The sequence below is a fragment of the uncultured Methylobacterium sp. genome (assembly GCF_964251405.1).
Taxonomy (GTDB): domain Bacteria; phylum Pseudomonadota; class Alphaproteobacteria; order Rhizobiales; family Beijerinckiaceae; genus Methylobacterium.
In genome coordinates this window covers 1-19,845 of sequence record NZ_CAXUJR010000024.1, presented here as the reverse complement: position 1 = coordinate 19,845, position 19,845 = coordinate 1, and the positions used below count along the sequence as shown (strand labels likewise).

Below are 19,845 nucleotides of genomic sequence, written 5' to 3'. Positions count from 1 at the left end.
GACGTTTCTGACCGAATGTTCCTGGTTAATGAGAAGACCCGCAACTCCTGCCAGCCGACACGTTCACATCGGCGGCCAGCTGAGCGGCCGAACCCAACCTGAGACACGACCCGCCGGCCTCAGCGCTTGCCGATCAGGCCTGGGATCGTGGTGCCGGACTCGCCGAAGCTCTGCACGGCGCGGGCGCAATTGGCGACCACGTCCTTCTGGTAGATCTCCACATAGGTCTTCGTGCGCATGAGGAGGTCGCCCTCGCCGAGCGCGGCCGGGTCGATCCCGAGACGCGTCACGACGGATCTCAGCCGATCGCGATCGGCCTTCGAATCGGGACAGGATTGATCGACGAAGCCGGCGAGGCCGGCGAGCTTAGCGGCGTTGTTCTTCTGGCGCTCGATCTTGGCTTCCTCGGGGGTCGGCTCGGGGGCGGGCTGTGCCATGGCCGGCGCCGCGAGGGCGCTCATAACGAAGAGGGCGGCTTGTGCCGCCGCGATGGCGGTCCCCTTGAAAAGCGTCATGGTCTGTCCTCGTCGGTGTTCGGGCTCGGGGGGTTCGGGGTTGCCTGCCCTGTCGGATGGATGCGCCCTTCGATCGCCCCCGAGCCGTTCAGCTCGCGAACGCGATAGCCCTGGCGAAGGCCTGGCCGAAGCCGGCCAGCGGCACCGCGATCGTCGTGGGCTCCTTGGCGTCCTGCTTCTGGCCGATGACGCTCAGGGTCTTGGCAGTCTTCATGGTGTCGGTGGCAAGCGTCGGCAGGCTGATCGGCACGAGGCAGCCTTCGAGCGAACAGCTGAGATAGGGCGCGCCCTTGCCGAGCACCGTCTCGTCGAGCTTGAAGCTGATTCCGGGCTCGATCACGTAGCCGAACGGCATCAGGATCATCCCCTCGGCACGGCCCTCCGTCGGAACCTTGATCTCGATGACGAATTCGCGCTTACCGGTGCGGGCATCGCCCTGCGACTGGGTCACGAGGCAGGTCGGCCTCGCATCGGCGCGGGCGCAGGTCACGGTCCAGCTGCCGTAGCTCTCGCTGAGGGCGCTGGCGCCCTCCGGCCACGCCGTCCGGGCTGGTTCGACCTTCTCCGGCGCGGGTTTCGCCGCCGGCTTGCGCGGTCGCGGTTTCGGAGCCACGGCCGCCGGAAGTTCGGGCGCCGCCGGAGGCTCCTGCGCCACCGCGTCTGGAGCGAGCAGGATTGTCAGGAGAAGGGATGCGGCGGCACGTGATCGGCTCTGGGACGAGGACGTCATGAGATCCCGGGCGGCTGGCGGATACGGAAGAGAGCCGCCTAGCGGGGTCGATACGCCTCCGCAACCGGAAGTTCCGTCACTACTGGACGGCGCATCCGATGCCGACGGAGGAGGCCCAGGCCACGCGTGCGGTGTAGAAGATGTCGCCGCACTCGCCGATGATGTCGATGTTCCAGCCAGCGGTCACGTCGCGGTAGGCGTCAGAACACCGCCGGCACGCCAGGGCGAGCCGGTCGGCGATGGTCACGGCCACGGTGAGATCCGTCGTCTCCAGGGAATGACCATCGCACCAGATGGTCGCTTCCGGCGAACGGATCCGCAGGTGATAGACCGACACGCCGACGCCCCCGTCCGCCCGGGGCCTCGTGCCACGGTCGGCGGAATAAGCGCCCTTCCCTGCCGCACCGCAAGGGTCCCGAGCCGCAGGCGGCGACGCAACAGGGTCCCGCCTGCTCTGGCGCGCCGGCTGTTGCGCGAAAGCCACGCGGCGTGCGGTCGCCTCAGCGCGTCGGCTGCATCCGGCCGGCGGGCTCGATGGCCTGCAGCTCGTTGGCCGGCAGGCCCGCCACCGGAGCCGCGGCCGTCGCGGGGCGCTCGCCGCGGGCGCGGGAGGACAGCGCCACGGTCAGCTTCTCGGCGGGTTCCGACTGCATCAAGGCGAGCACTTCCGCCATCTTGCGCGGGTTCATGGCGACCACGATGGGGACGAGGACGTCGAGGGAGAGCCGGTCGAACACCCGAGCCGCGTCCTTGGGCTTCATGGTCTCGTACATCGTCACGATGTTCTTGAGGGCCGCGCGCTCGACCTCGGCGCGCTGCGCGGTTCCGCCCTCGCCGCGGTCCTCGGTGCGCTTGAGGTCGTACACGCCCTCTTCGAGCTTGCGTTCGGCGGTGCCGAGCATCTGCTCGCGCAGGTCGAGGGAGTCGCTGCGCTGCTTGAGCGTCTCCCGCCGGGCGCCGAGCCGCTCGAGGATCGCGCGCTCGCTCGCCGGGATCGCCTCCGGCGGGGGCGGCGGCTTGACCGATGCCGGCTCCGCCTTGGCGTCCGGGGGCGGCGTCTCCTTGGGTGTGACGGAGCCGGTCGTGGTCGGATCGAGGGGTTCGTAGCCGGTGCGGGCATTGGCGAGCACGCGGGCGAAGTCCGGAAGCGGCGCGTTGGGCGGCGGCGCCTCCTCGACGGCGATGGCGGAGAGCTTGAGCACGAGCAGGCCCAAAGCCGCGAGCGTCACCGCGTCCACGAGCCGGAGCTTGTAGGGGCGCGGCTGGCGCAGAGCCGCGAGGCGGATCGGCGTCTTCATGCGGCGCGGCTGCGCAGGCGCCCGAGGGCGCGTTCGGACATGGCGAGGGCCGCCGCCGCCGCGACGCCGATGCGCTCGCCGTTGGGGCTCGCGGGCGGAGCGTCGGTCACGGTGGCCTCTCGCCTCGGGCCGGGGCGGACGGTGATGGAGCCGTCCGTCTCGCGCTCCTCCCTCGGGTGCACCTGCACCGGGCGGGTGGGCGCGACCGCGGCTTGCGGGCCTGGCTGGGCGGGGCGGCCGGGCTGGGCGTTCGAGACGATGGCGGAGATCTGCGCGATCACCGCCTGGCCCGCCTCGACATGGGCGGAGAGGTCGGCGGCGTAGCGCTCGGCGGTGCCGATGCGCTGGGCCAGGCTGCGGTCGCATTCGTCGAGGGTGGCGCGCAGACCCGTGATCGCCCGCTCGGCGGTGGCGCTGGCCGTCACGAGGTCGCCGATGGTCTGGCGCAGGGCCGCCTCGTCGCCTTTCAGCTTGGTGATGCGCCGGCTCAGCCGCACCGACGACACGATGGTGGCCACGAGGAGGACCGCGACGAGGATGTCGGCCGTGAGGGTCACGAGTAGGCTCATGGCAATGCTCACCCGTCGTTGCGGTTGTTCATGGAGGCTTCGAAGGCCTGGAGCGTGGTGCGCGAGCGCCTGAGAGGGCGCGTCACCTGCACGGCGATGTTGTCGTCGATCCGCCCGATCCTCCCCTGCGTCAGGGCCCAGTCGCCGCAGCGGACGGTGATGAGGTCGGAGGGCTTTGTGTCGAACATGATGGTGTCGCCGACCTTGAGCGAGAGCACCTTCTTCAACGGCAGCATCATCTCGTGGAGCACCGCGTCCATCTTGGCGTCGGCCTGCCAGATCTCGGTGGCGAGATGGCTCTCCCAGACGTGGTCGCGGCCGAGCTTCTCGCCCATGAAGCTCTGCATGAGCAGTTCACGGATCGGCTCGATCGTGGCGTAGGGGAACAGGATCTGGAGGCCGCCGCCGCGGCCGTCCATGTCGAGCTTGAGGCTGATCAGGATCGCGGCGTTGGCCGGCCGGGTGATGGTGGCGAAGCGCGGGTTCGTCTCGATCCGGTCGATCCCGAACTTCACCGGCGAGAGCGGCTGGAACGAGAGTTCGAGGTCGGTGAGGATGATCTCGACGAGGCGGCGCACGAGCTGCATCTCGATCGTCGTGAAGGGCCGCCCGTCGAGCCTCGTCGAGGAGCCGCCGCGCTTGCCTCCGAGCAGGAGGTCCATGGTCGAGTAGGCGAGGTTCGACTCGACCGTGACGAGGCCCGAATTCTCCCAGGCGTCGGCCCGGAACACGCCGAGCAGGGTCGGCAGCGGAATCGAGTTGAGGTAGTCGCCGAAGCGGACCGACGTGATGTTGTCGAGGGTGACCTCGACGTTGTCCTGGAAGAAGTTGCGCAGGCTCGTCGACAGCAACCGGATCATCCGGTCGAAGACGATTTCCAGCATCGGCAGGCGTTCGTACTGGACGACGCCCGAATCGACGATGGCGCGCACGCCGCCCGCACCCGAGGCGGAGAGCTCGCGCAGGGAGAAGCCGAGGACGCCGTCGATCTCGTCCTGGTTCAGGATGCGGTCGTTGCCGGCGAGCTCGGGGAGGTTGTCGGTCTCCCCGTCCTCGATCATCGTCGCCCATTCGGCGGCGACGTCGCCCGATGTGTTGCTGGTTCCCTGCTCGGCGAGCGCGGCGCCCCACTCGTCGGCGAGGGACGACTCGCCGCCGTCGGCGTTCTGCGCGATCAGAGCCGCGGCCCAGTCGTCCTCTTCGATCTCGTCGTCGGGTCCGGCCATGGTTGTCTCGAACGCGCTCCGGCGGGCCTCAGGTCACGGGACCGAGCCGCATCGGCCCGGACGAGGGGAAGTCGGTGGATCGGGCGAGGGCACCGTGCCGGCCGGCCGCCTTCGTCACTGGACGACGACCTCCTTGAACAGCACCGCTTCCGCCCGTGCCGGATGGATCGCCACGTTGACGCGGCGTAGGAGTTCCTCGCGCAGGCGGTAGATCCCCGCTGATCCGGCGAGATCGCTGGCACGCAGATCACGTAGGTAGACCTGGAAGGTGTCCTCGATGCGCGGCATCAGGGGCTTCACCTCGATCTCGACCTTGGCGTCCTTGAGCTCCAGCGCGATCTTGAGCTTGGCGAACTTCGTCTTCTCCTGGCCCGGCTCGGTGCTGAGGTTCACGAACATCTCACGCACGTCGAGGAAGACCACCGGGATCTTCACGGCCATCGCCGGGTCGGCATGGGCCTCGGCTCCGGGCTTCTTCTTCATAAGGAAGTAGCCGCCGCCCCCTCCCGCCAGGAGCAGCACGGCCGAGGCGATGATGATGAGCTTTTTCTTCGAGCCCTTCGGGGCTTCGCCCTCGCCCGCCTCGCCCTCGGCGGCGGCGGCCTTCTTGGGCTTCTTGGCCATCTGACGCGCCCCCGGACCCAACGAACGATGCTGTCGACATGAAGGGAACGGGCCGCGCGAGGCGCGTCGGTTCCGACCCCTGCGGCCAGATATCGGCATTCAGGGTTAACGCGCCGTTAAGGCGGCAAAACCTGCCGGGTCGGACTTGCCGCCGGCACCGAAAGGAAAGCGGGACGCTCCTCCGTCGGTTCGATCAAACCGCTGTTTTAAATGAGGAAAACGCGATCGTTCGGCGTGGCACGGTCCGTGCGCTCATTGTTGTTGCAGGTTGCGCCACGAGGCTTCGTCCACCGATGCAGAACGCCCTATTCGTCGGAGTCTCGAGCCAGGTCGCGCTCCAGCGCGAGTTGGAGGTGATCGCCAACAACATGGCGAACGTCTCCACCAACGGCTTCAAGTCGCGCAACAGCCGCTTCCAGGAATACCTGATGCCGGTGGCGAGCGCGGATTCGTTCCAGCGCCCCGACCGCCGGCTCTCCTACGTCATCGACCAGGGCACCGCCCTCGACCTCGGCCAGGGCCCGATCGAGCAGACCGGCAACCCCCTCCACGTTGCGGTGCGCGGCGAGGCCTTCCTCGTGGTGCAAACGCCGACGGGCGATCGCTACACCCGCAACGGCGCCTTCGAGACCAACGCGCAGGGCACCATCGTCACGAGCGACGGCTACCCGGTCCAAGGCGACGGCGGCCCGATCCAGATCGGCCCGCAGGAGACCGGCCTCTCGGTCGGCCCCGACGGGACGGTCTCGACCAATCTGGGCATCCGCGGCCGGGTCCGCCTCGTCACCTTCGCCAATCCGCAGGCGCTGAGGAACGAAGGCGCCAACCTCTACGCCTCGGATGCCCCGCCGCAGCCCGCCGGACTCGCCGGACGCCTGGAATCGGGGGCGCTCGAGCGCTCGAACGTCAAGTCGGTCATCGAGATGACCCGGCTGATGGACGTGAACCGCACCTACACGATGGTCTCGGGGATCATCTCCCGCCTCGACGAATTGCGCGGCACGGCGATCCGTCGCCTCGCCGACGTCGCTTGAAGGAGCTTTGAGCGATGCGCGCCCTCTACGCCGCCGCCACCGGCATGGCGGCCCAGGAACTCAACGTCCAGGTCATCTCCAACAACATCGCGAACCTGCGCACTACCGGCTACAAGCGCCAGCAGCCGCATTTCCAGGACCTGCTCTACCAGAACCTGCGCCGGGCCGGCTCCTCGACCTCGGACCAGAACACCCAGCTCCCGGCCGGTCTCGCCATCGGCTCGGGCGTCAAGACGACCTCGACCGCCCGGGTGATGTCGCAGGGCACCCTGTCGAGCACGCAGAAGGAATACGACGTCGCGATCCGCGGCGAAGGCTACTTCCGGGTCACGATGCCGGACGGGCGCACCGCCTATAGCCGCGACGGCTCGTTCGACCTCTCGGCGCAGGGCCAGCTCGTCACCCGCGACGGCTACCTCGTCGATCCGGGCATCACGGTGCCCAACAACGCCACCAGCGTCACCATCAGCGCCCAGGGCGCGGTGCAGGCCACCGTGCCGGGGCAGACGGCGCCCCAGGCGCTGGGCCAGTTCCAGCTCTCCCGCTTCGTCAACAAGGTCGGCCTCGAATCGATCGGCGACAACCTGTTCGTCGAGAGCGCCGCCTCCGGTCCGGCCATCACCGGCCTGCCCGGCGCCGAGGGCTTCGGCAATCTGCAGCAGAGCTATCTCGAAGAGGCGAACGTCAACGCGGTGACCGAGATCTCGTCGCTGATCGCGGCCCAGCGCGCCTACGAGATGAACTCAAAGGTCGTCACCGCCGCCGACCAGATGCTCTCCACCACCTCGCAGATGTTCCGCAGCTGATCTCCGACTGACCATCCTACGAGGGAGGATTTCCATGCACGTGCTGAGGCCCGTCAACCGCATCCATCGCCCCCGCGTCGCTCCCCTGGGCGCAGGCGCGGTCATCCGCACGCTGCTGGCACTCTTCGTCCTCGGCGCGCTGGCCCTGCCGGTCCTGGCCGAGCCCGGTCGCCTGCGGATGCGCGGCGACGTCACGGCGAGGGGCGACGTGCTCACGCTCGGCGACCTTGTCGAGGGGGCAAGCGCCGAGGCGGCGCGCCAGTCCCTGTTCCGGGCTCCGGCACTCGGCGCCACCGGCACCATCCAGGCCCAGCGCATCGCCGACGCCGTCGCCCGCCTCGGGCTCGGAGAGGTCGAGACCGGCGGCCGCGTCCAGGTGGCGGTCCTGCGCGCCGCCCGGCGGGTCGGCGCGGCCGAGATCGAGGCCGCGATCAAGCGCGCCCTCGAATCCGGCTACGGCATCGAGGGCCGCAACCTCGCCCTGAGGATCGACGGCGAGACGCCCGTGCTCCTGGCGCCCATCGACCTCGACGGCCAAGCCAATGCCGTCGATCTCGCCTACGACCCGCGGCTCAAGCGGGTGGCGGCCCTGATCGTGCTCGGCGACCGCCAAGCTTCGCTTCGGGTGACGGGTCAGATCGTGGAGATGCGGGAGGTCGCCGTGCTCGGCCGTTCCCTCAATCGCGGCGAGGCCATCGCGCCGGCCGACATCGCCGTCGAGCGGCGCCCGCGCGAGGCCGTCCCCGCGGACGCGCAGCCGAGCGCGGCGATCCTCGTCGGCCAGATGGCACAGCGCAGCTTGAGCGCGGGCTCGGTCCTGCGTTCGGGCGACGTCGCACCGCCGGACCTCGTCAGCCGCGGCGAGGCGGTGACGCTGGTGTTCGACAGCCCCGGCCTGAACCTCTCCCTGCGCGGCCTCGCCAATGAGGGCGGCCGGCTCGGCGCCACGGTCAGCGTCACCAACCCGATCTCCAAGAAGGTCGTCTCCGGCACCGTGATCGGGCCGGGGCGGGTCTCCGTCGGTCCGGCCGCGCCGGTTCGGCAGGCGAGCGCCGCCCTCGAAACCACCGTCCGCTGAATCCGTCCCGCCTGAATCCCCTCCGTTTCGGAAGCCCGGCACCCCGATGAACGCCCACGGATTGACACGCATCGCCGCGACCCTGGTCGCTTGTGCCGGGCTCGGCGCCTGCAACACCATCGACCGCTTGTCGCAGATCGGGGCAACGCCGGCGCTGTCGGCGATCGAGGACCCCACTGCCCAGGCTGGCTACAAGCCGGTGCGGCTGCCGATGCCCGATGTCCAGCCGGTGTCCTATGCGCCGAACTCCCTCTGGCGGACCGGCTCGCGCGCCTTCTTCAAGGATCAGCGCGCCGCCCGCATCGGCGATCTCGTGACCGTGAAGGTGAACGTCACCGACAAGGCCAATCTCAACAACGAGACCAAGCGCTCGCGGACCAACGCGGAGAATCTCGGCCTGCCCAATGCGTTCGGCCTTGAGAACAACAAGGCGATCCTGGCGGCCGGCATCGACCCGGCCTCGCTCGTGAAAGGCACCTCCGACACCACCAGCGAGGGGACCGGCTCGGTCCAACGCAACGAGACGGTGACGACGAGCATCGCCGCCATCGTCACCCAGATCCTGCCGAATGGGAATCTCGTGGTGGAGGGCAAGCAGGAGATCCGGATCAACTTCGAGATCCGCGAGCTCGTGGTCGCCGGCGTCGTCCGGCCCGAGGACATCGAGTCGGACAACACGATCGAATCGACCAAGATCGCCCAGGCCCGTATCGCCTATGGCGGCAGGGGCCAGATCACCGATGTGCAGCAGCCGCGCTATGGCCAGCAACTCGTCGACGTGCTGCTGCCGTTCTAGAGATCGAAGGCCGCTCGGCCCATCAGCAGGCGGTATCGGACCGAGCTTTCTTCACGCGAACCGACATCCGCTTCGCCGGCAAATGCTTGTCTTGGCCTCAGTGCTCGGTGCCGGGCCGGTTCGGGCGCGGCGTCCCGCCATGGGTCTCGGTGAAGGCGGAGCGCTCCGGGTCATTCTTGGCATTGGCGACGCGGGCACGCATCCACAGGGCCGCGGCGATGACGATCGCGAGGGTCGCGAGGGCCAGGACGAGAATGAGGCTTTCGCTGTTCATGATGAGGTTCCTCGATGGCGGGTTTCCATCGAGAAGGCGTGGCGGGCGATCAATGTTCCCGCGGGCTTTGGTCGCAAAGCCAAGTCACGCGCGGTGACCGTCGGCAGGAAGATCAATTCTCGACCGGACAGCGTCAAGGCAAAGCTTCTGCTTGACGGCCGTCGACCCCTAGTCTCCGGCTGGCCCTTCCGCCGGCCGGCAGATCCTCCAGCCGAAGATCGGATCCCGGTCAATCGTCGCGGTACACCCGCTCGCGGCGCTCGTGGCGCTCCTGCGCTTCCAGCGACAGCGTGGCGATGGGGCGCGCATCGAGCCGCTTCAGCGAGATCGGTTCGCCGGTCTCCTCGCAATAGCCGTAGGTGCCGTCTTCCAGGCGGGACAGGGCGGAATCGATCTTGCCGGTGAGCTTACGCTGCCGGTCGCGCGCTCTCAGCTCGATCGCCCGATCGGTCTCGGACGAGGCGCGGTCGGCGAGATCGGGGTGATTCTCGTTCTCGCTCTGGAGAGCGACGAGGGTATCCTGGGCCTCCCTCAGGATCTCGCTCTTCCATCCCAGCAGCTTGCGACGGAAATACTCTCGCTGCCGTTCGTTCATGAACGGCTCGCTTTCGGTGGGTACGTAGCCGTCCTCGATCGTGACCTTCGCCATCCTGACAACCCTTCGCCAACCCGTCGCGGCCGGTCTGCGGCGATGTTTCGCGAGCCTATAGTCGAGCCAAGCTTCCACCACAACGCACCGCATCGTCTCAATCTGCAGTCGACCTCGATGAGGTTCACCCTGCGGTAAACACGCCACGGCCTGGGCGCTTTCAGTCGGCCGGGCCCAACGGCGCCGAAGCCCCCCCCAGGTTGCGGATCGCGTCCGCGATCGCATCGGCGAGTCGCGTCGCCACCGGATGGCGATAATGGCTCTGGTCGAAGAACAGGGTCGGGTCGTCGAGGGCCGGGCGGCGGGTTCGCCAATCGAGGATGGCGGTGCGGAGATGGCGCCGGGCCGCCGTCGCGACGGCGGCCTTGCAGGCCACTTCCGCCGCTTCCCGTGCCGTTCCGGGCCGCGGCAGGGCCGCCGGAGCGATGGGAGGGAAGACCAGAACGAGGGCGGTGCGGGCGGGCAGGCGCCCGACGCGCTCCGCAAGGCGCACGGCCGCCGGGAAATCGGGGCCGGCGCGACCCGGATCGGGCGTATCGGGTGCCGGAGTCTGGCGCTGGGCCGCCTGCTCGCTGGCTCTGCGCGGATCGCGCGCGGCGAGGCCGAGATACTGATCCTTGTAGTCCGACCAGCCGTCGGGCCGCGCTCGGGGCGGATCACGGTGAAGGAGTCGGCCAAGCCGCTCGACCACCTCCTCGGCGACGGAGAAGCGCATCAGCCCGCGCAGGTAGACGTGGGTCGAGTCCGAGAAAAGCCAGAACGGGAAGGATTTCGGATTCGGCAACGCGGGATCGTCGGTGCACCAGTACTCGTCCGGTGCGATCACGATGGCCTCCGGTGCGGGATGATGGCGCAGGTACCAGTCGAGGATGGCGAACTGCTCGGCCGGGCTCGTCGCCGGAATGGAGAGCTGGACGAAGGGAATGCCGGATCGGCCGCTGAGACGCTCGGGCGACACGAGCTGGATGTGGGAATTGCCGATGACGGCGCCCGAGAAGGCCGGATCGCGCCCCCGGCTCGCCGCCGCCATGCGCGGACCCTGCGGCCTGACCCCGGAGCCCGACACGAGGGGCGAACGCCCGCTGTCGTAGGGATCGACGAGATAGGCGAGGGCGAGATAGCCGGCGAACACCGCCGCCGCGCTGCCGCCGAACCACCCCGAGAATGCGCGCCAGCCCCGGTCCATCGCTCAGAACTGGAAATAGATGAAGTCGTAGTTCGCGTCGTCCCCGATCTTGAGGAGGAGGACGACGAACAGCACCGCGGATGATACCGCCGCGAGCCGGGTCGGGGGCACCCGTTGCACCGCCGTCCAGGCGCTGGGGCCGAGCAGGGCCACCGCGGCGGCGAGGGCCAGGGTCCGCCAGCGCAGGCCCGACCCCGTCGGCGCGAGGCCGAACAGGCCCTTATAGACCGCGAAGGCTGCCTCGAAGCTCGACGCGCGGAACAGCACCCAGGTCAGCACCACGAAGACGAAGGTAAGTGCCCAGCCGAGCACGGCCGGCATCGGCAGCCCGGCCCTGCGCCAGAGAAGGCCCGCCCCGAGGCCGGCGCCGTGGGCCGCGCCCCAGGCCACGAAGGTGAGGCCGGCCCCATGCCAGAGACCGCCGAGCGCCATCGTGGCGAACAGGGCCGCGACCTGGACCGTGAGACCGTGCCGGTTGCCGCCGAGAGGAATGTAGAGGTAGTCGCGCAGGAACCGCGACAGCGTCATGTGCCAGCGCCGCCAGAATTCCCGCAGCGAGACGGCCCGGTAGGGAACGTCGAAGTTCTGCGGCAGCAGGATGCCGAACATCAGCGCGATGCCGAGCGCCATGTCGGTATAGCCCGAGAAGTCGAAGTAGATCTGGAAGGTGAAGCCGAGGGCGGCCTGCCAAGCCTCGGCGATCGTCACCGTCGCCCCGGACGCCGCGGCCTGAAAGACCGGGTTGACGAGGCCGGCAAGCGGGTCGCCGAGGAAGACCTTCTTCGACAGGCCCACGCAGAGAAGCAGGATGCCGCGCCCGAAGCGCTCGGCGGCATCGGGCCGCACATAGGGCGCCTCGTCGAACTGGGGCATGATCTCGCGCCAGCGCACGAGCGGGCCGGCCAGCACCTGCGGGAAGAACGCGATGTAGAGGGCGTAGCGCAGCAGGCCGTAGGGCGGCGCACGGCCGGCGCGCAGGTCGACGAGATACATCACGTGGTGAAAGGTGAAGAACGAGATCCCGAGCGGGAGCACCAGATCCGCGCGGGGCAGGCTCGCGCCGGGGACGAGGTTGGCGAGGTCGTACAGGAAGTTCAGGTACTTGAACGCCGCCAGCACCGCGAGGTTGGCGGCGATGGCGAGCGGGATCAGCCAGCCGGCCTTCGTCCGAAGGAAGAGGCGGGACAGGAGCCAGTTCAGGCCGATCGAGCCGGCGAGCAGCGGCACGAAGCGCACGTCCCACCAGCCGTAGAATACGACGGACAAGGCGAGAAGGACGGGCAGCCGCCAGTCCGGCCGGAACCGTGCCGCGAGCCCATGCAGGATCAGCGCGGCCGGCAGGAACGCCAGGAGGAACGGGAACGAGTTGAAGAGCATCGAGGCCGGATCGCTGGCGCGACGGTCCGCCGCCGGTTCGCATCGCGGGCCTTGTCGAAGATCGCGAGGTGGCCGTCAACGGCGGGGGATCAGGCGGTGGCGCGTTCCAGCGTCTTGGCCACCCACTTGTTCAGGCTGACGCCCGAGCGTCTGGCCGCAGCCACGGCCGCGCGGTGGAGGCTCGGTTCGAGGCGCACGAGGAACTGTCCTGAGAAAGGCTTCTCCGGTTCCTCACCGCGCTCGGCGCAAAACGCGCGGTAATCAGCGATGCTGTCGGACAGCGCCTGCTTGAGTTCTTCCACGGACCGACCCTGGAAGGTGACGACATCGCGAAGATTGATCACCTCGCCGTGGAAGAGGCCGGCTTCCTCATCGTATTCGACGAGTGCTTCGTAGCCGTCCTGGCGCATCGTCGTCATGGTTTGACCTCAGCCTCGCTAAGAAAACGCCGAACGCTCTTCACCGCTCCCTTATCCGTCTCCTTCTCGGGATGCGGCCGGTGGAAAACCGCGCGGACGCCGTTCAAGGCAACCCGAATGCGCGACCCGCTGCCTTCGGTGATCTCGGCACCACATGCCGCCAATAAGCTCTCGACGTCGCTCCAGGCGATCCCGGCCCGCACTGGTTCGGCAAAGATTGCCTGCAAGGTTCGACGACGGGACCCACTGAGCTTCATTCGATATCACATATCGGTATCAGATCAATGACCATGCAGTCAGGCACTGCGCCCCATTTGCAACTTCGCCAGCTCCACCGCGGCACGCAGTTCGATATCGGCGACGAGGCCGTCGAGGCGGGGGTCGCCGCTGAGACCGGCACGGTCGGACAGACGGCCGGCGATGGCCTGGAGATCGCCGGTCGAGACCCGTCCGGACAGGAGCGAGGCCTTGAGGCGGTCGAGGCCGTCGAGGAGGTCGTGACCGCGTTGGGCCGAGCGGCGCCGGCGCTCCGTCGGCGTGTCGGACTGTCCCTGCAGCGTGAGGATCGCGTCGAGGCCGGCCAGTGATGACGAGACGGGGATCGCGGCCGTCGAGGCCGCGGAGGGCTGCGAATCCAAGGCGAACGACGAAGCGGCCTCCGGCCGGCGCCCGTTCGCGGCGGGGCCCGCAGCCTGGGCGACGAAACGGGTGTCGACGCGCATGGATGATGCCGATCCTGCCGGGCGCACGCTTCGTCCACCCCCTGGGCCCCACCATCGTCCCGGCATGGTTAAGCGGGCGTAAACGACCCGGCAGAAGCTGCCGGGTCGGCAGGAAACGCAAGGTCCTGGCCTCGCCGCCTCCCTCGAAAGAGGTAGAGAAACCATTCCTCTTCAATGGGATAGGAAAACGGGATCATTGGCACGCTCCTGGCAAATTGGGGTGAGCGCACCGCTCACGTTCGTCAGGCATCATGTCCCTCACCCTGCCCCGTTCCGCTTACCCACGATCCGCCTGGCTCTGCGCCGTGCCGGCGCTGGCGGTGGCCGTGCTGATGGCGCTCAGCGGCGGGGCTTTCGCCCTGTCGCGGGTCAAGGATCTCGCCAGCATCGAGGGCGTGCGCCAGAACCAGCTCGTGGGCTACGGCATCGTGGTCGGCCTCAACGGCACCGGCGACACCCTCAACAACATCCCCTTCACCCGCCAATCGCTTCAGTCGATGCTGGAACGCCTCGGCGTCAACACGCGGGGCGCCACCATGCGCACCCAGAACCTCGCCGCCGTGATGGTCACGGCGAGCCTTCCGCCCTTCGCCACGCAGGGCAACCGCATCGACATCACCGTCTCCTCGCTGGGCGACGCCAAGTCGCTGCAGGGCGGCACGCTGCTGGTCACGCCGCTGCTCGGTGCCGACGGCGAGGTCTACGCCCTGGCGCAAGGGTCCGTGGCGATCGCCGGCTTCTCGGCGGAGGGGGATGCGGCCAAGATCACCCGCGGCGTGCCGACCAACGGCCGCGTGCCCAACGGCGCCATGATCGAGCGCGAGATGGCGTTCAAGATGAACGACATGCGCTCCCTGCGCCTGTCCCTGCGCAACCCCGATTTCACCACCTCGAAGCGGATCGCGTCGGCGATCAACGACTTCATGGGTGCCGACACCGCCGAGCCGACCGACCCGGCCACGGTCACCCTGCAGATCCCGGCGAAATACACCGGCAACATGATCCGCCTCGTCACCGAGATCGAGCAGCTCAAGGTCGAGCCCGACCAGACCGCGCGGGTGGTGGTGGACGAGCGCTCCGGCATCATCGTGATGGGCCGCGACGTCCGCGTCTCCACAGTCGCCATCGCGCAGGGCAACCTCACCGTCACCATCACCGAGCAGCCCCAGGTGAGCCAGCCCGCCCCGCTCAGCCAAGGCCAGACCGTGGTGGTGCCGCGCACCGGCGTGCGGGTCGATACCGGCGACGGCAACAAGCTGGCGCTGGTCAAGGAAGGCGTGACTCTGCGCGAGCTCGTCGACGGCCTCAACGCCCTCGGGATCGGCCCGCGCGACCTGATCTCGATCCTTCAGGCCATCAAGACCGCCGGAGCGCTCCAGGCCGACATCGAGGTGATGTGAGCCGATGCCGAGTCTTCCCCTTCCCCTCTCCTCGAACCCGAGGTAACCGCCATGCTGCAGCTTGCCCCCTTCGCGGTCTCCGCCGCCATCGGCATCGGAAAATCCATCGCCGGCGACATCGCCGCCGGCCTCAGCGGCAATGGCAAGGCCAAGAGTCTGGCCGAGTCGAAGTCGTCGATCGAGGAGCAGTCGTCCATCAAGGATAAGTCCGGCATCGAAACGTCGGCGAAGCAGGCAAAAGCCCGCAAGACCGCCACCGATTTCGAAACGATGTTCCTTGAGAATACCCTCGACAAGCTCACCGCCTCGGAAGGGACGGACGGGCCGATGGGCGAGAACGGCACCGGCGGTGGCGTCTACCGTTCGATGCTCACGAAGGAATATGCCGGCCAGATCGTGAAGAGCGGCGGCGTCGGCATCGGCGACCAGGTCTACCGCGAGATGATGCGCATGCAGGAGGCGACCAGTGCAGCAGCCTAGCGATCAGACCGTCCGCGTCGGCGACAGACCGGCTGCCACCGCCCTCGTGACGCAGGTCATGGCAAACCTTCAGGCCCTCGAAGCGGTCCTCGATGCCGAGACGGCCCTCGTGCGGCAGGGCCGGCTGCGGGAAGGACTGAAGGACACGGCCGCCAAGTCCGCCCTGCTCGGCGCCTATCTCCAGGGGCTGGAGGCGGCCAAGGCCAACGCCATCGCGCTGGCGCGCTTCGCCCCCGACGCGATCGAGGGGCTCAGGGCGGCCCACCGTCGCTTCGCCGTCGTCATCGAGACCAACCAGCAGGTCCTGGCCACGGCCCGGTCCGTCGCGGAAAATCTCGTCAAGACGCTGGCCGAGGACATGAGCCGGTCGCGGGTGGCGACGGTCTACGGCGTCCCCTCCACTGCGCCGTCCCCTTACGGTCGCGCCGGCGCCGCGCGGAGCCAGCCGCTCCTGTTGTCGCGCAACCTGTGACCGCAAATCCAGCCGCTCGGGGTCGTCACGATTTCACGATGCGGTCGAGGCGGTTGTTCACGAAGAAGTACAGTTCCTTGGCGCCGGGCTCGGCATAGAGCACCTGCACTTCGCGGCCCGACCGGCCGGCGCCGACGAGGACGTCGGTGGGCGCCTTGCCCTTGAGGCGGACGAGATCGCATTCGCCGATCCCGGGCTCGATGGCGGTCGCCGCCGTCGGAGCGGGCTCGGTGCAGGCTCCGTCGGCGGCAAGCACCGGGCCGGCGAAAGCCGGGGGCGCGGGGGGCGCCGTGACCGCCACGGGGCGAACCGGTGCCTCCGAGCCGACGCAGGCGCCGAGCCCGAGGGCCGCGACGGCGGCGATGACCGCGTTCGGGAGAAGGCTCATCTCACATCCCCTCGATCGCCGCTCGCACGGGACTTGATCGCGGCGGCGTAGAGGTCGGCCGCATCCTTGTGGAAGGCCGCGCGGGACTCCGGCCGCGCGTAGAACATGTGCCCGCCGGGATAGACCGAGAGGCCGAGGCGCCCTCCGCCAAGGGGCGGCATCTGGTCGATCAGGAGCTTCGAGGCGAAATAGGGCGTCACGAGGTCGGTGAAGCCGTGGACGACGAGGACGCGCAGGTTTCCGTCGAGCGCCATGGCGCCGCGCAGCGCTCCCACCGCCTCCGGCGCGCTGCGTCCCGAACCCCAGGTCCAGCCGCGGTTGACCGCGGTGTTGAGGAGTTCGTAGCGCAGGTCCGGCACCCGGTAGTTCAGGCGCGTCGCGTAGAGGTCCAGCATGGCGCTGGTCAGCGGCGCCTGCATGCCCGTCAGCAGCGGGTCCTCGAAGCCCGAATGCGGCGCGGTGGGATCGGGGTCCCATCCCGTCACACCGGTATCATAGGCGCTGGCGACCCGGCCCTCGTCGCGACCGATCTCACGTTGGACGCTGCCGGCGCCGAGGCGTCCCGCCTGCCGGCGGACGAAGGCGGGATCGAGGCCGGCGAGCGCACCGACCCTGTCGCCGAGGCGGGCGACGGCCTCGTGGTCGCCCGGTCCCTTCAGGAGGTCGGCGAGGTAGGGGCCGGTGGCATAGGCCTCGGCCTCCGCGAGCATCGCCCGGGTCGGGACCTTGCCGGCGCGCTCTAGCGCTGCGGCGGCCAGGGAGGGCAGCTTCGTGACGTGGATCCACGGGGTCGTGCGCGGCGCCTGCAGCCAGGCGAAGTCGAGCACCGGCGAGACCAGGACGAGGCCGGAGAGCCCGACCCCGATCTCCTCCTGAAGCTTGCCCGCGATCAGCGGACCGCGGAAACCGCCGTAGCTCTCGCCGAGGAAGAACTTCGGCGATGCGATGCGGTCGTTCGTCCGAAGGTAGCGCGCGATGGCCGACGAGAGCACGGAGGCGTCGGCATCGACGCTCCAGTAGCGCTTGCCGTCGCCGTCGGCCGAGCGGCTGTAGCCGCTGCCGACCGGATCGATGAAGACGAGGTCGGTGAAGTCGAGCCAGGTGCCGTCATTGGGCACGAGGCCGACCGGCATCGATGGGGAGATGCTGTTGCCCTCGAGCGGCAGCCGCCACGGCCCGACCGCGCCGATGTTGAGATAGGCCGAGGCGGCGCCGGGGCCGCCGTTGAGGGCGAAGGTGACCGGCCGGGCCGGTTCGCCGGGCTTGGCCGCCAGAGTATAGGCGATGTAGGCGATCTCGGCCTGGAGCTTGCCGCCTTCGTCCACCAGCGGCAGGCTGCCGGCCGTTGCCTTGAAGCTCAGGGTCCTTCCGTCCGGGAGCGTCACCGCGTGCTCGGTGGTCGCGTCCGGCGGGAGCTTACGACCTTCCGGACCGCGGCTCTCGGCGCTCCGGCGTGCTTCGGGTGGTGGCGTGCCGTGCGGGTTGGCTTGAGCCCAGGCCGGCGAAGCCGCAAGACCGAGGAGCAAGGCGATCAGCGGGAGGGCGAAGCGATGCATGCGGGTGTCCCGGCCGCGCGCGCGGCATTGTCGATGAAAAGCGGTCGAGCGTCCGGTCACGCCTTCTTCTGCCAGCGTCCGTCGTCGTCCTGCTGCCAGTAGGCGAGGGTGTGGCCGGCATCCTTGGCCTCTTTCCACTGCGTCCGGGCGTGCAGCAGCGCGTCCTGATCGGTGCCGTCGAAGAGGATGCAGATCCGCGCATAGGCCTCGGCATCGGCGGGAAGCGGCGAGCCTTCGACCAGGAAGCGGATCGAGGCCGCGTTCGGATTGGCCTCGGCGAGGGTGAGCACCACCGGCAACCCGCCCGCATCCTGCTCGCGGTCGGTGCCGTGGGGCAGGAAACTGTCGTCGGTATAGGTCCAGAGCCCGTCGTCGAGGGCCTGGAGGCGCTCCTCCGACGACGCCTGGATCGCGACGCGCCATTCGCGCGCCAGGGATCGCTCGACGAGGGTCGGCAACACCTTCTCGAGGGGCTGCCGCTGCAGGTGGTAGAACAGGATCTCGGTCACGCCCACACAGATAGGGGCCGCCGCGAGGTTTCACAGCGCGGCATCGCGAAGCCTCGCCGATCGGTCAGACCAGCCGGCTCTGATCGATGGCCGCGCCGATAAAGCTGCGGAACAGCGGGTGCGGCTCGAACGGGCGCGACTTCAGCTCCGGGTGGAACTGCACGCCGATGAACCAGGGATGGCCCTCGTGCTCCACGGTCTCCGGCAGGAGGCCGTCCGGCGAGAGGCCGGAGAAGCGCAGACCCTTGGCCTCCAGGCATTCGCGATAGGCCATGTTGACCTCGTAGCGGTGCCGGTGGCGTTCCGAGATCTCGGTGGTGCCGTAGATGTCGGCGATCCTGGTACCGGGCCGGAGGCTCGCCTTGTAGGCGCCGAGCCGCATGGTGCCGCCGAGATCGCCCTCCGCCGCGCGCCGCTCCAGCTCGTTGCCGCGCAGCCATTCCGTGAGGAGGCCGACCACCGGCTCGGCGGTCTCGCCGAACTCGCTGGAATTGGCGTCCGCCACGCCGGCCAGCGACCTTGCCGCCTCGATCACGGCCATCTGCATGCCGAAGCAGATGCCGAAATACGGGATCTTGCGTTCGCGGGCGAAGCGGGCCGCACGGATCTTGCCCTCGGCACCGCGCTGGCCGAACCCGCCGGGCACGAGGATGCCGTTGATGCCCTCGAGGAAGGGAGCCGGGTCCTCGCGCTCGAACACCTCCGACTCGATCCATTCGAGGTTGACCCTGACCCGGTTGGCGATGCCGCCATGGGTGAGGGCTTCCGTCAGCGACTTGTAGGCGTCCTTCAGGCCCGTGTACTTGCCCACGATGGCGATGTTGACCTCGCCCTCGGGGTTGCGGACGCGCTCCGAGATCGTCGTCCAGCGCGTCAGGTCGGGCTCCGTCGTCGGCGCGATCGCGAAATGCGCCAGCACCTCGCGGTCGAGGCCCGCCTCGCGGTAGGACAGCGGCACGTCGTAGATCGAGGCGACGTCGCGGGCCTCGATCACGGCGGTCTCGCGCACGTTGCAGAACAGGCCGAGCTTGCGCCGCTCCTCGACCGGAATCGGCCTGTCGCAGCGGCAGAGCAGGATGTCGGGCTGGATGCCGATGGAGCGCAACTCCTTGACGGAGTGCTGCGTCGGCTTGGTCTTCAATTCGCCGGCCGAGGGGATGTAGGGGAGCAGCGTCAGGTGGACGAAGGCGGCGGTCCCGCGGGGCAGCTCCTGGCCGAGCTGCCGGATCGCCTCGAAGAAGGGCAATCCCTCGATGTCGCCGACCGTGCCGCCGATCTCGACGAGGACGAAGTCGAAGGCGTCGTTGCCCTCCAGCACGAAGGCCTTGATGGCGTTGGTGACGTGGGGGATCACCTGGATCGTGGCGCCGAGATAGTCGCCGCGCCGCTCCTTGGTGATGATGTCGAGATAGATGCGCCCGGTGGTGATGTTGTCGGCCTTGGTGGCCGGCAGCCCGGTGAAGCGCTCGTAATGGCCCAGATCAAGGTCGGTCTCGGCGCCGTCATCGGTGACGAAGACCTCGCCGTGCTGGGTCGGGCTCATCGTGCCCGGATCGACGTTGAGATAGGGGTCGAGCTTGCGCAGGCGGACCTTGTAGCCCCGGGCTTGAAGCAGAGCCGCGAGCGCGGCCGAAGCCAAGCCCTTGCCGAGCGAGGAGACCACGCCGCCGGTGATGAAAACGTACCGCGTCATGGGCGTTGGTCCATAAACAAGGGAAGTCGATTCGCCAAACGGCG

General features: G+C 68.8%; 25 protein-coding genes. 7 read left to right on the top strand and 18 right to left on the bottom strand.

Annotated elements, in window-relative coordinates:
• Positions 1–119: 119 nt before the first annotated feature.
• The 7 genes from ACFE7U_RS06815 to fliL form a co-directional block, all read right to left on the bottom strand.
• Complete coding sequence (locus ACFE7U_RS06815) at positions 120–515, bottom strand: hypothetical protein (RefSeq protein WP_375408979.1); 396 nt, start codon at positions 513–515, stop codon at positions 120–122.
• Between the two features lie 88 nt (positions 516–603).
• Entirely contained in the window at positions 604–1,245 is a 642-nt protein-coding gene (locus ACFE7U_RS06810) for an invasion associated locus B family protein (protein WP_375408978.1), read from the bottom strand.
• 79 nt (positions 1,246–1,324) lie between these two features.
• Positions 1,325–1,582, bottom strand: a complete 258-nt coding sequence (locus ACFE7U_RS06805; protein ID WP_375408977.1) for a hypothetical protein — start codon at positions 1,580–1,582, stop codon at positions 1,325–1,327.
• Between the two features lie 163 nt (positions 1,583–1,745).
• Positions 1,746–2,543, bottom strand: coding sequence for a MotE family protein (locus ACFE7U_RS06800; RefSeq protein WP_375408976.1), 798 nt, complete (start codon positions 2,541–2,543; stop codon positions 1,746–1,748).
• Positions 2,540–3,112, bottom strand: a complete 573-nt coding sequence (locus tag ACFE7U_RS06795; RefSeq protein WP_375408975.1) for a DUF6468 domain-containing protein — start codon at positions 3,110–3,112, stop codon at positions 2,540–2,542. The genes ACFE7U_RS06800 and ACFE7U_RS06795 overlap by 4 nt, the downstream gene beginning before the upstream one ends.
• An 8-nt stretch (positions 3,113–3,120) precedes the next feature.
• Positions 3,121–4,338: a flagellar motor switch protein FliM gene (gene fliM, locus ACFE7U_RS06790; protein WP_375408974.1), complete on the bottom strand. Its 1,218-nt coding sequence runs from the start codon at positions 4,336–4,338 to the stop codon at positions 3,121–3,123.
• A gap of 114 nt (positions 4,339–4,452) precedes the next feature.
• Positions 4,453–4,962, bottom strand: a complete 510-nt coding sequence (gene fliL, locus ACFE7U_RS06785; RefSeq protein ID WP_375408973.1) for a flagellar basal body-associated protein FliL — start codon at positions 4,960–4,962, stop codon at positions 4,453–4,455.
• Positions 4,963–5,255: 293 nt separating this feature from the next.
• Here fliL and flgF point away from each other — a divergent pair, with 293 nt between their 5' ends.
• Genes flgF through flgH form a run of 4 tightly spaced genes read left to right on the top strand, consistent with a single transcriptional unit; the run spans position 5,256 to position 8,676 of the window.
• Positions 5,256–5,996, top strand: coding sequence for a flagellar basal-body rod protein FlgF (gene flgF, locus ACFE7U_RS06780; protein ID WP_375408972.1), 741 nt, complete (start codon positions 5,256–5,258; stop codon positions 5,994–5,996).
• A gap of 14 nt (positions 5,997–6,010) precedes the next feature.
• Entirely contained in the window at positions 6,011–6,802 is a 792-nt protein-coding gene (gene flgG, locus ACFE7U_RS06775; protein WP_375408971.1) for a flagellar basal-body rod protein FlgG, read from the top strand.
• 34 nt (positions 6,803–6,836) lie between these two features.
• Positions 6,837–7,880: a flagellar basal body P-ring formation chaperone FlgA gene (gene flgA / locus ACFE7U_RS06770; RefSeq protein WP_375408970.1), complete on the top strand. Its 1,044-nt coding sequence runs from the start codon at positions 6,837–6,839 to the stop codon at positions 7,878–7,880.
• 46 nt (positions 7,881–7,926) lie between these two features.
• Entirely contained in the window at positions 7,927–8,676 is a 750-nt protein-coding gene (flgH, locus tag ACFE7U_RS06765) for a flagellar basal body L-ring protein FlgH (protein WP_375408969.1), read from the top strand.
• A 97-nt stretch (positions 8,677–8,773) separates the two neighbouring features.
• Here the strand turns inward: flgH and ACFE7U_RS06760 are convergent, their stop codons facing one another.
• The 7 genes from ACFE7U_RS06760 to ACFE7U_RS06730 all read right to left on the bottom strand — a co-directional run bounded on the left by ACFE7U_RS06760 (position 8,774) and on the right by ACFE7U_RS06730 (position 13,303).
• Positions 8,774–8,950, bottom strand: a complete 177-nt coding sequence (locus ACFE7U_RS06760) for a hypothetical protein (RefSeq protein ID WP_375408968.1) — start codon at positions 8,948–8,950, stop codon at positions 8,774–8,776.
• 229 nt (positions 8,951–9,179) lie between these two features.
• Positions 9,180–9,599, bottom strand: a complete 420-nt coding sequence (gene dksA, locus ACFE7U_RS06755; RefSeq protein ID WP_375408967.1) for an RNA polymerase-binding protein DksA — start codon at positions 9,597–9,599, stop codon at positions 9,180–9,182.
• Between the two features lie 160 nt (positions 9,600–9,759).
• Entirely contained in the window at positions 9,760–10,785 is a 1,026-nt protein-coding gene (locus tag ACFE7U_RS06750) for a hypothetical protein (RefSeq protein ID WP_375408966.1), read from the bottom strand.
• A 3-nt stretch (positions 10,786–10,788) separates the two neighbouring features.
• Positions 10,789–12,162 (bottom strand): MBOAT family O-acyltransferase, encoded by a 1,374-nt coding sequence (locus ACFE7U_RS06745; protein ID WP_375408965.1) that lies wholly within the window; start codon positions 12,160–12,162, stop codon positions 10,789–10,791.
• A gap of 89 nt (positions 12,163–12,251) precedes the next feature.
• Positions 12,252–12,581, bottom strand: coding sequence for a type II toxin-antitoxin system HicB family antitoxin (locus ACFE7U_RS06740; RefSeq protein WP_375408964.1), 330 nt, complete (start codon positions 12,579–12,581; stop codon positions 12,252–12,254).
• Positions 12,578–12,838: a type II toxin-antitoxin system HicA family toxin gene (locus ACFE7U_RS06735; protein WP_375408963.1), complete on the bottom strand. Its 261-nt coding sequence runs from the start codon at positions 12,836–12,838 to the stop codon at positions 12,578–12,580. Before ACFE7U_RS06735 ends, ACFE7U_RS06740 begins: the two co-directional genes overlap by 4 nt.
• 39 nt (positions 12,839–12,877) lie before the next feature.
• On the bottom strand, positions 12,878–13,303 hold the full coding sequence (locus tag ACFE7U_RS06730; protein ID WP_375408962.1) for a flagellar assembly protein FliX: 426 nt from the start codon (positions 13,301–13,303) through the stop codon (positions 12,878–12,880).
• A gap of 332 nt (positions 13,304–13,635) precedes the next feature.
• On the opposite strand from ACFE7U_RS06730, the gene ACFE7U_RS06725 reads away from it, so the two are divergent.
• Genes ACFE7U_RS06725 through ACFE7U_RS06715 form a run of 3 tightly spaced genes read left to right on the top strand, consistent with a single transcriptional unit; the run spans position 13,636 to position 15,655 of the window.
• Complete coding sequence (locus tag ACFE7U_RS06725) at positions 13,636–14,703, top strand: flagellar basal body P-ring protein FlgI (protein ID WP_375408993.1); 1,068 nt, start codon at positions 13,636–13,638, stop codon at positions 14,701–14,703.
• 51 nt (positions 14,704–14,754) lie between these two features.
• Positions 14,755–15,183: a rod-binding protein gene (locus tag ACFE7U_RS06720; RefSeq protein WP_375408961.1), complete on the top strand. Its 429-nt coding sequence runs from the start codon at positions 14,755–14,757 to the stop codon at positions 15,181–15,183.
• 58 nt (positions 15,184–15,241) lie between these two features.
• Entirely contained in the window at positions 15,242–15,655 is a 414-nt protein-coding gene (locus ACFE7U_RS06715) for a hypothetical protein (protein ID WP_375408960.1), read from the top strand.
• Positions 15,656–15,680: 25 nt separating this feature from the next.
• On the opposite strand, the gene ACFE7U_RS06710 is transcribed toward ACFE7U_RS06715, so the two are convergent.
• The 4 genes from ACFE7U_RS06710 to ACFE7U_RS06695 all read right to left on the bottom strand — a co-directional run bounded on the left by ACFE7U_RS06710 (position 15,681) and on the right by ACFE7U_RS06695 (position 19,801).
• Entirely contained in the window at positions 15,681–16,043 is a 363-nt protein-coding gene (locus ACFE7U_RS06710) for a hypothetical protein (protein ID WP_375408959.1), read from the bottom strand.
• Positions 16,040–17,599 (bottom strand): S10 family peptidase, encoded by a 1,560-nt coding sequence (locus ACFE7U_RS06705; RefSeq protein WP_375408958.1) that lies wholly within the window; start codon positions 17,597–17,599, stop codon positions 16,040–16,042. The genes ACFE7U_RS06710 and ACFE7U_RS06705 overlap by 4 nt, the downstream gene beginning before the upstream one ends.
• Before the next feature lie 56 nt (positions 17,600–17,655).
• Complete coding sequence (locus tag ACFE7U_RS06700) at positions 17,656–18,108, bottom strand: DNA polymerase III subunit chi (RefSeq protein WP_375408957.1); 453 nt, start codon at positions 18,106–18,108, stop codon at positions 17,656–17,658.
• Between the two features lie 64 nt (positions 18,109–18,172).
• The gene (locus tag ACFE7U_RS06695) at positions 18,173–19,801 is read right to left on the bottom strand and encodes a CTP synthase (protein WP_375408956.1); all 1,629 of its coding nucleotides are present in this window, start codon (positions 19,799–19,801) and stop codon (positions 18,173–18,175) included.
• Positions 19,802–19,845: the final 44 nt, after the last annotated feature.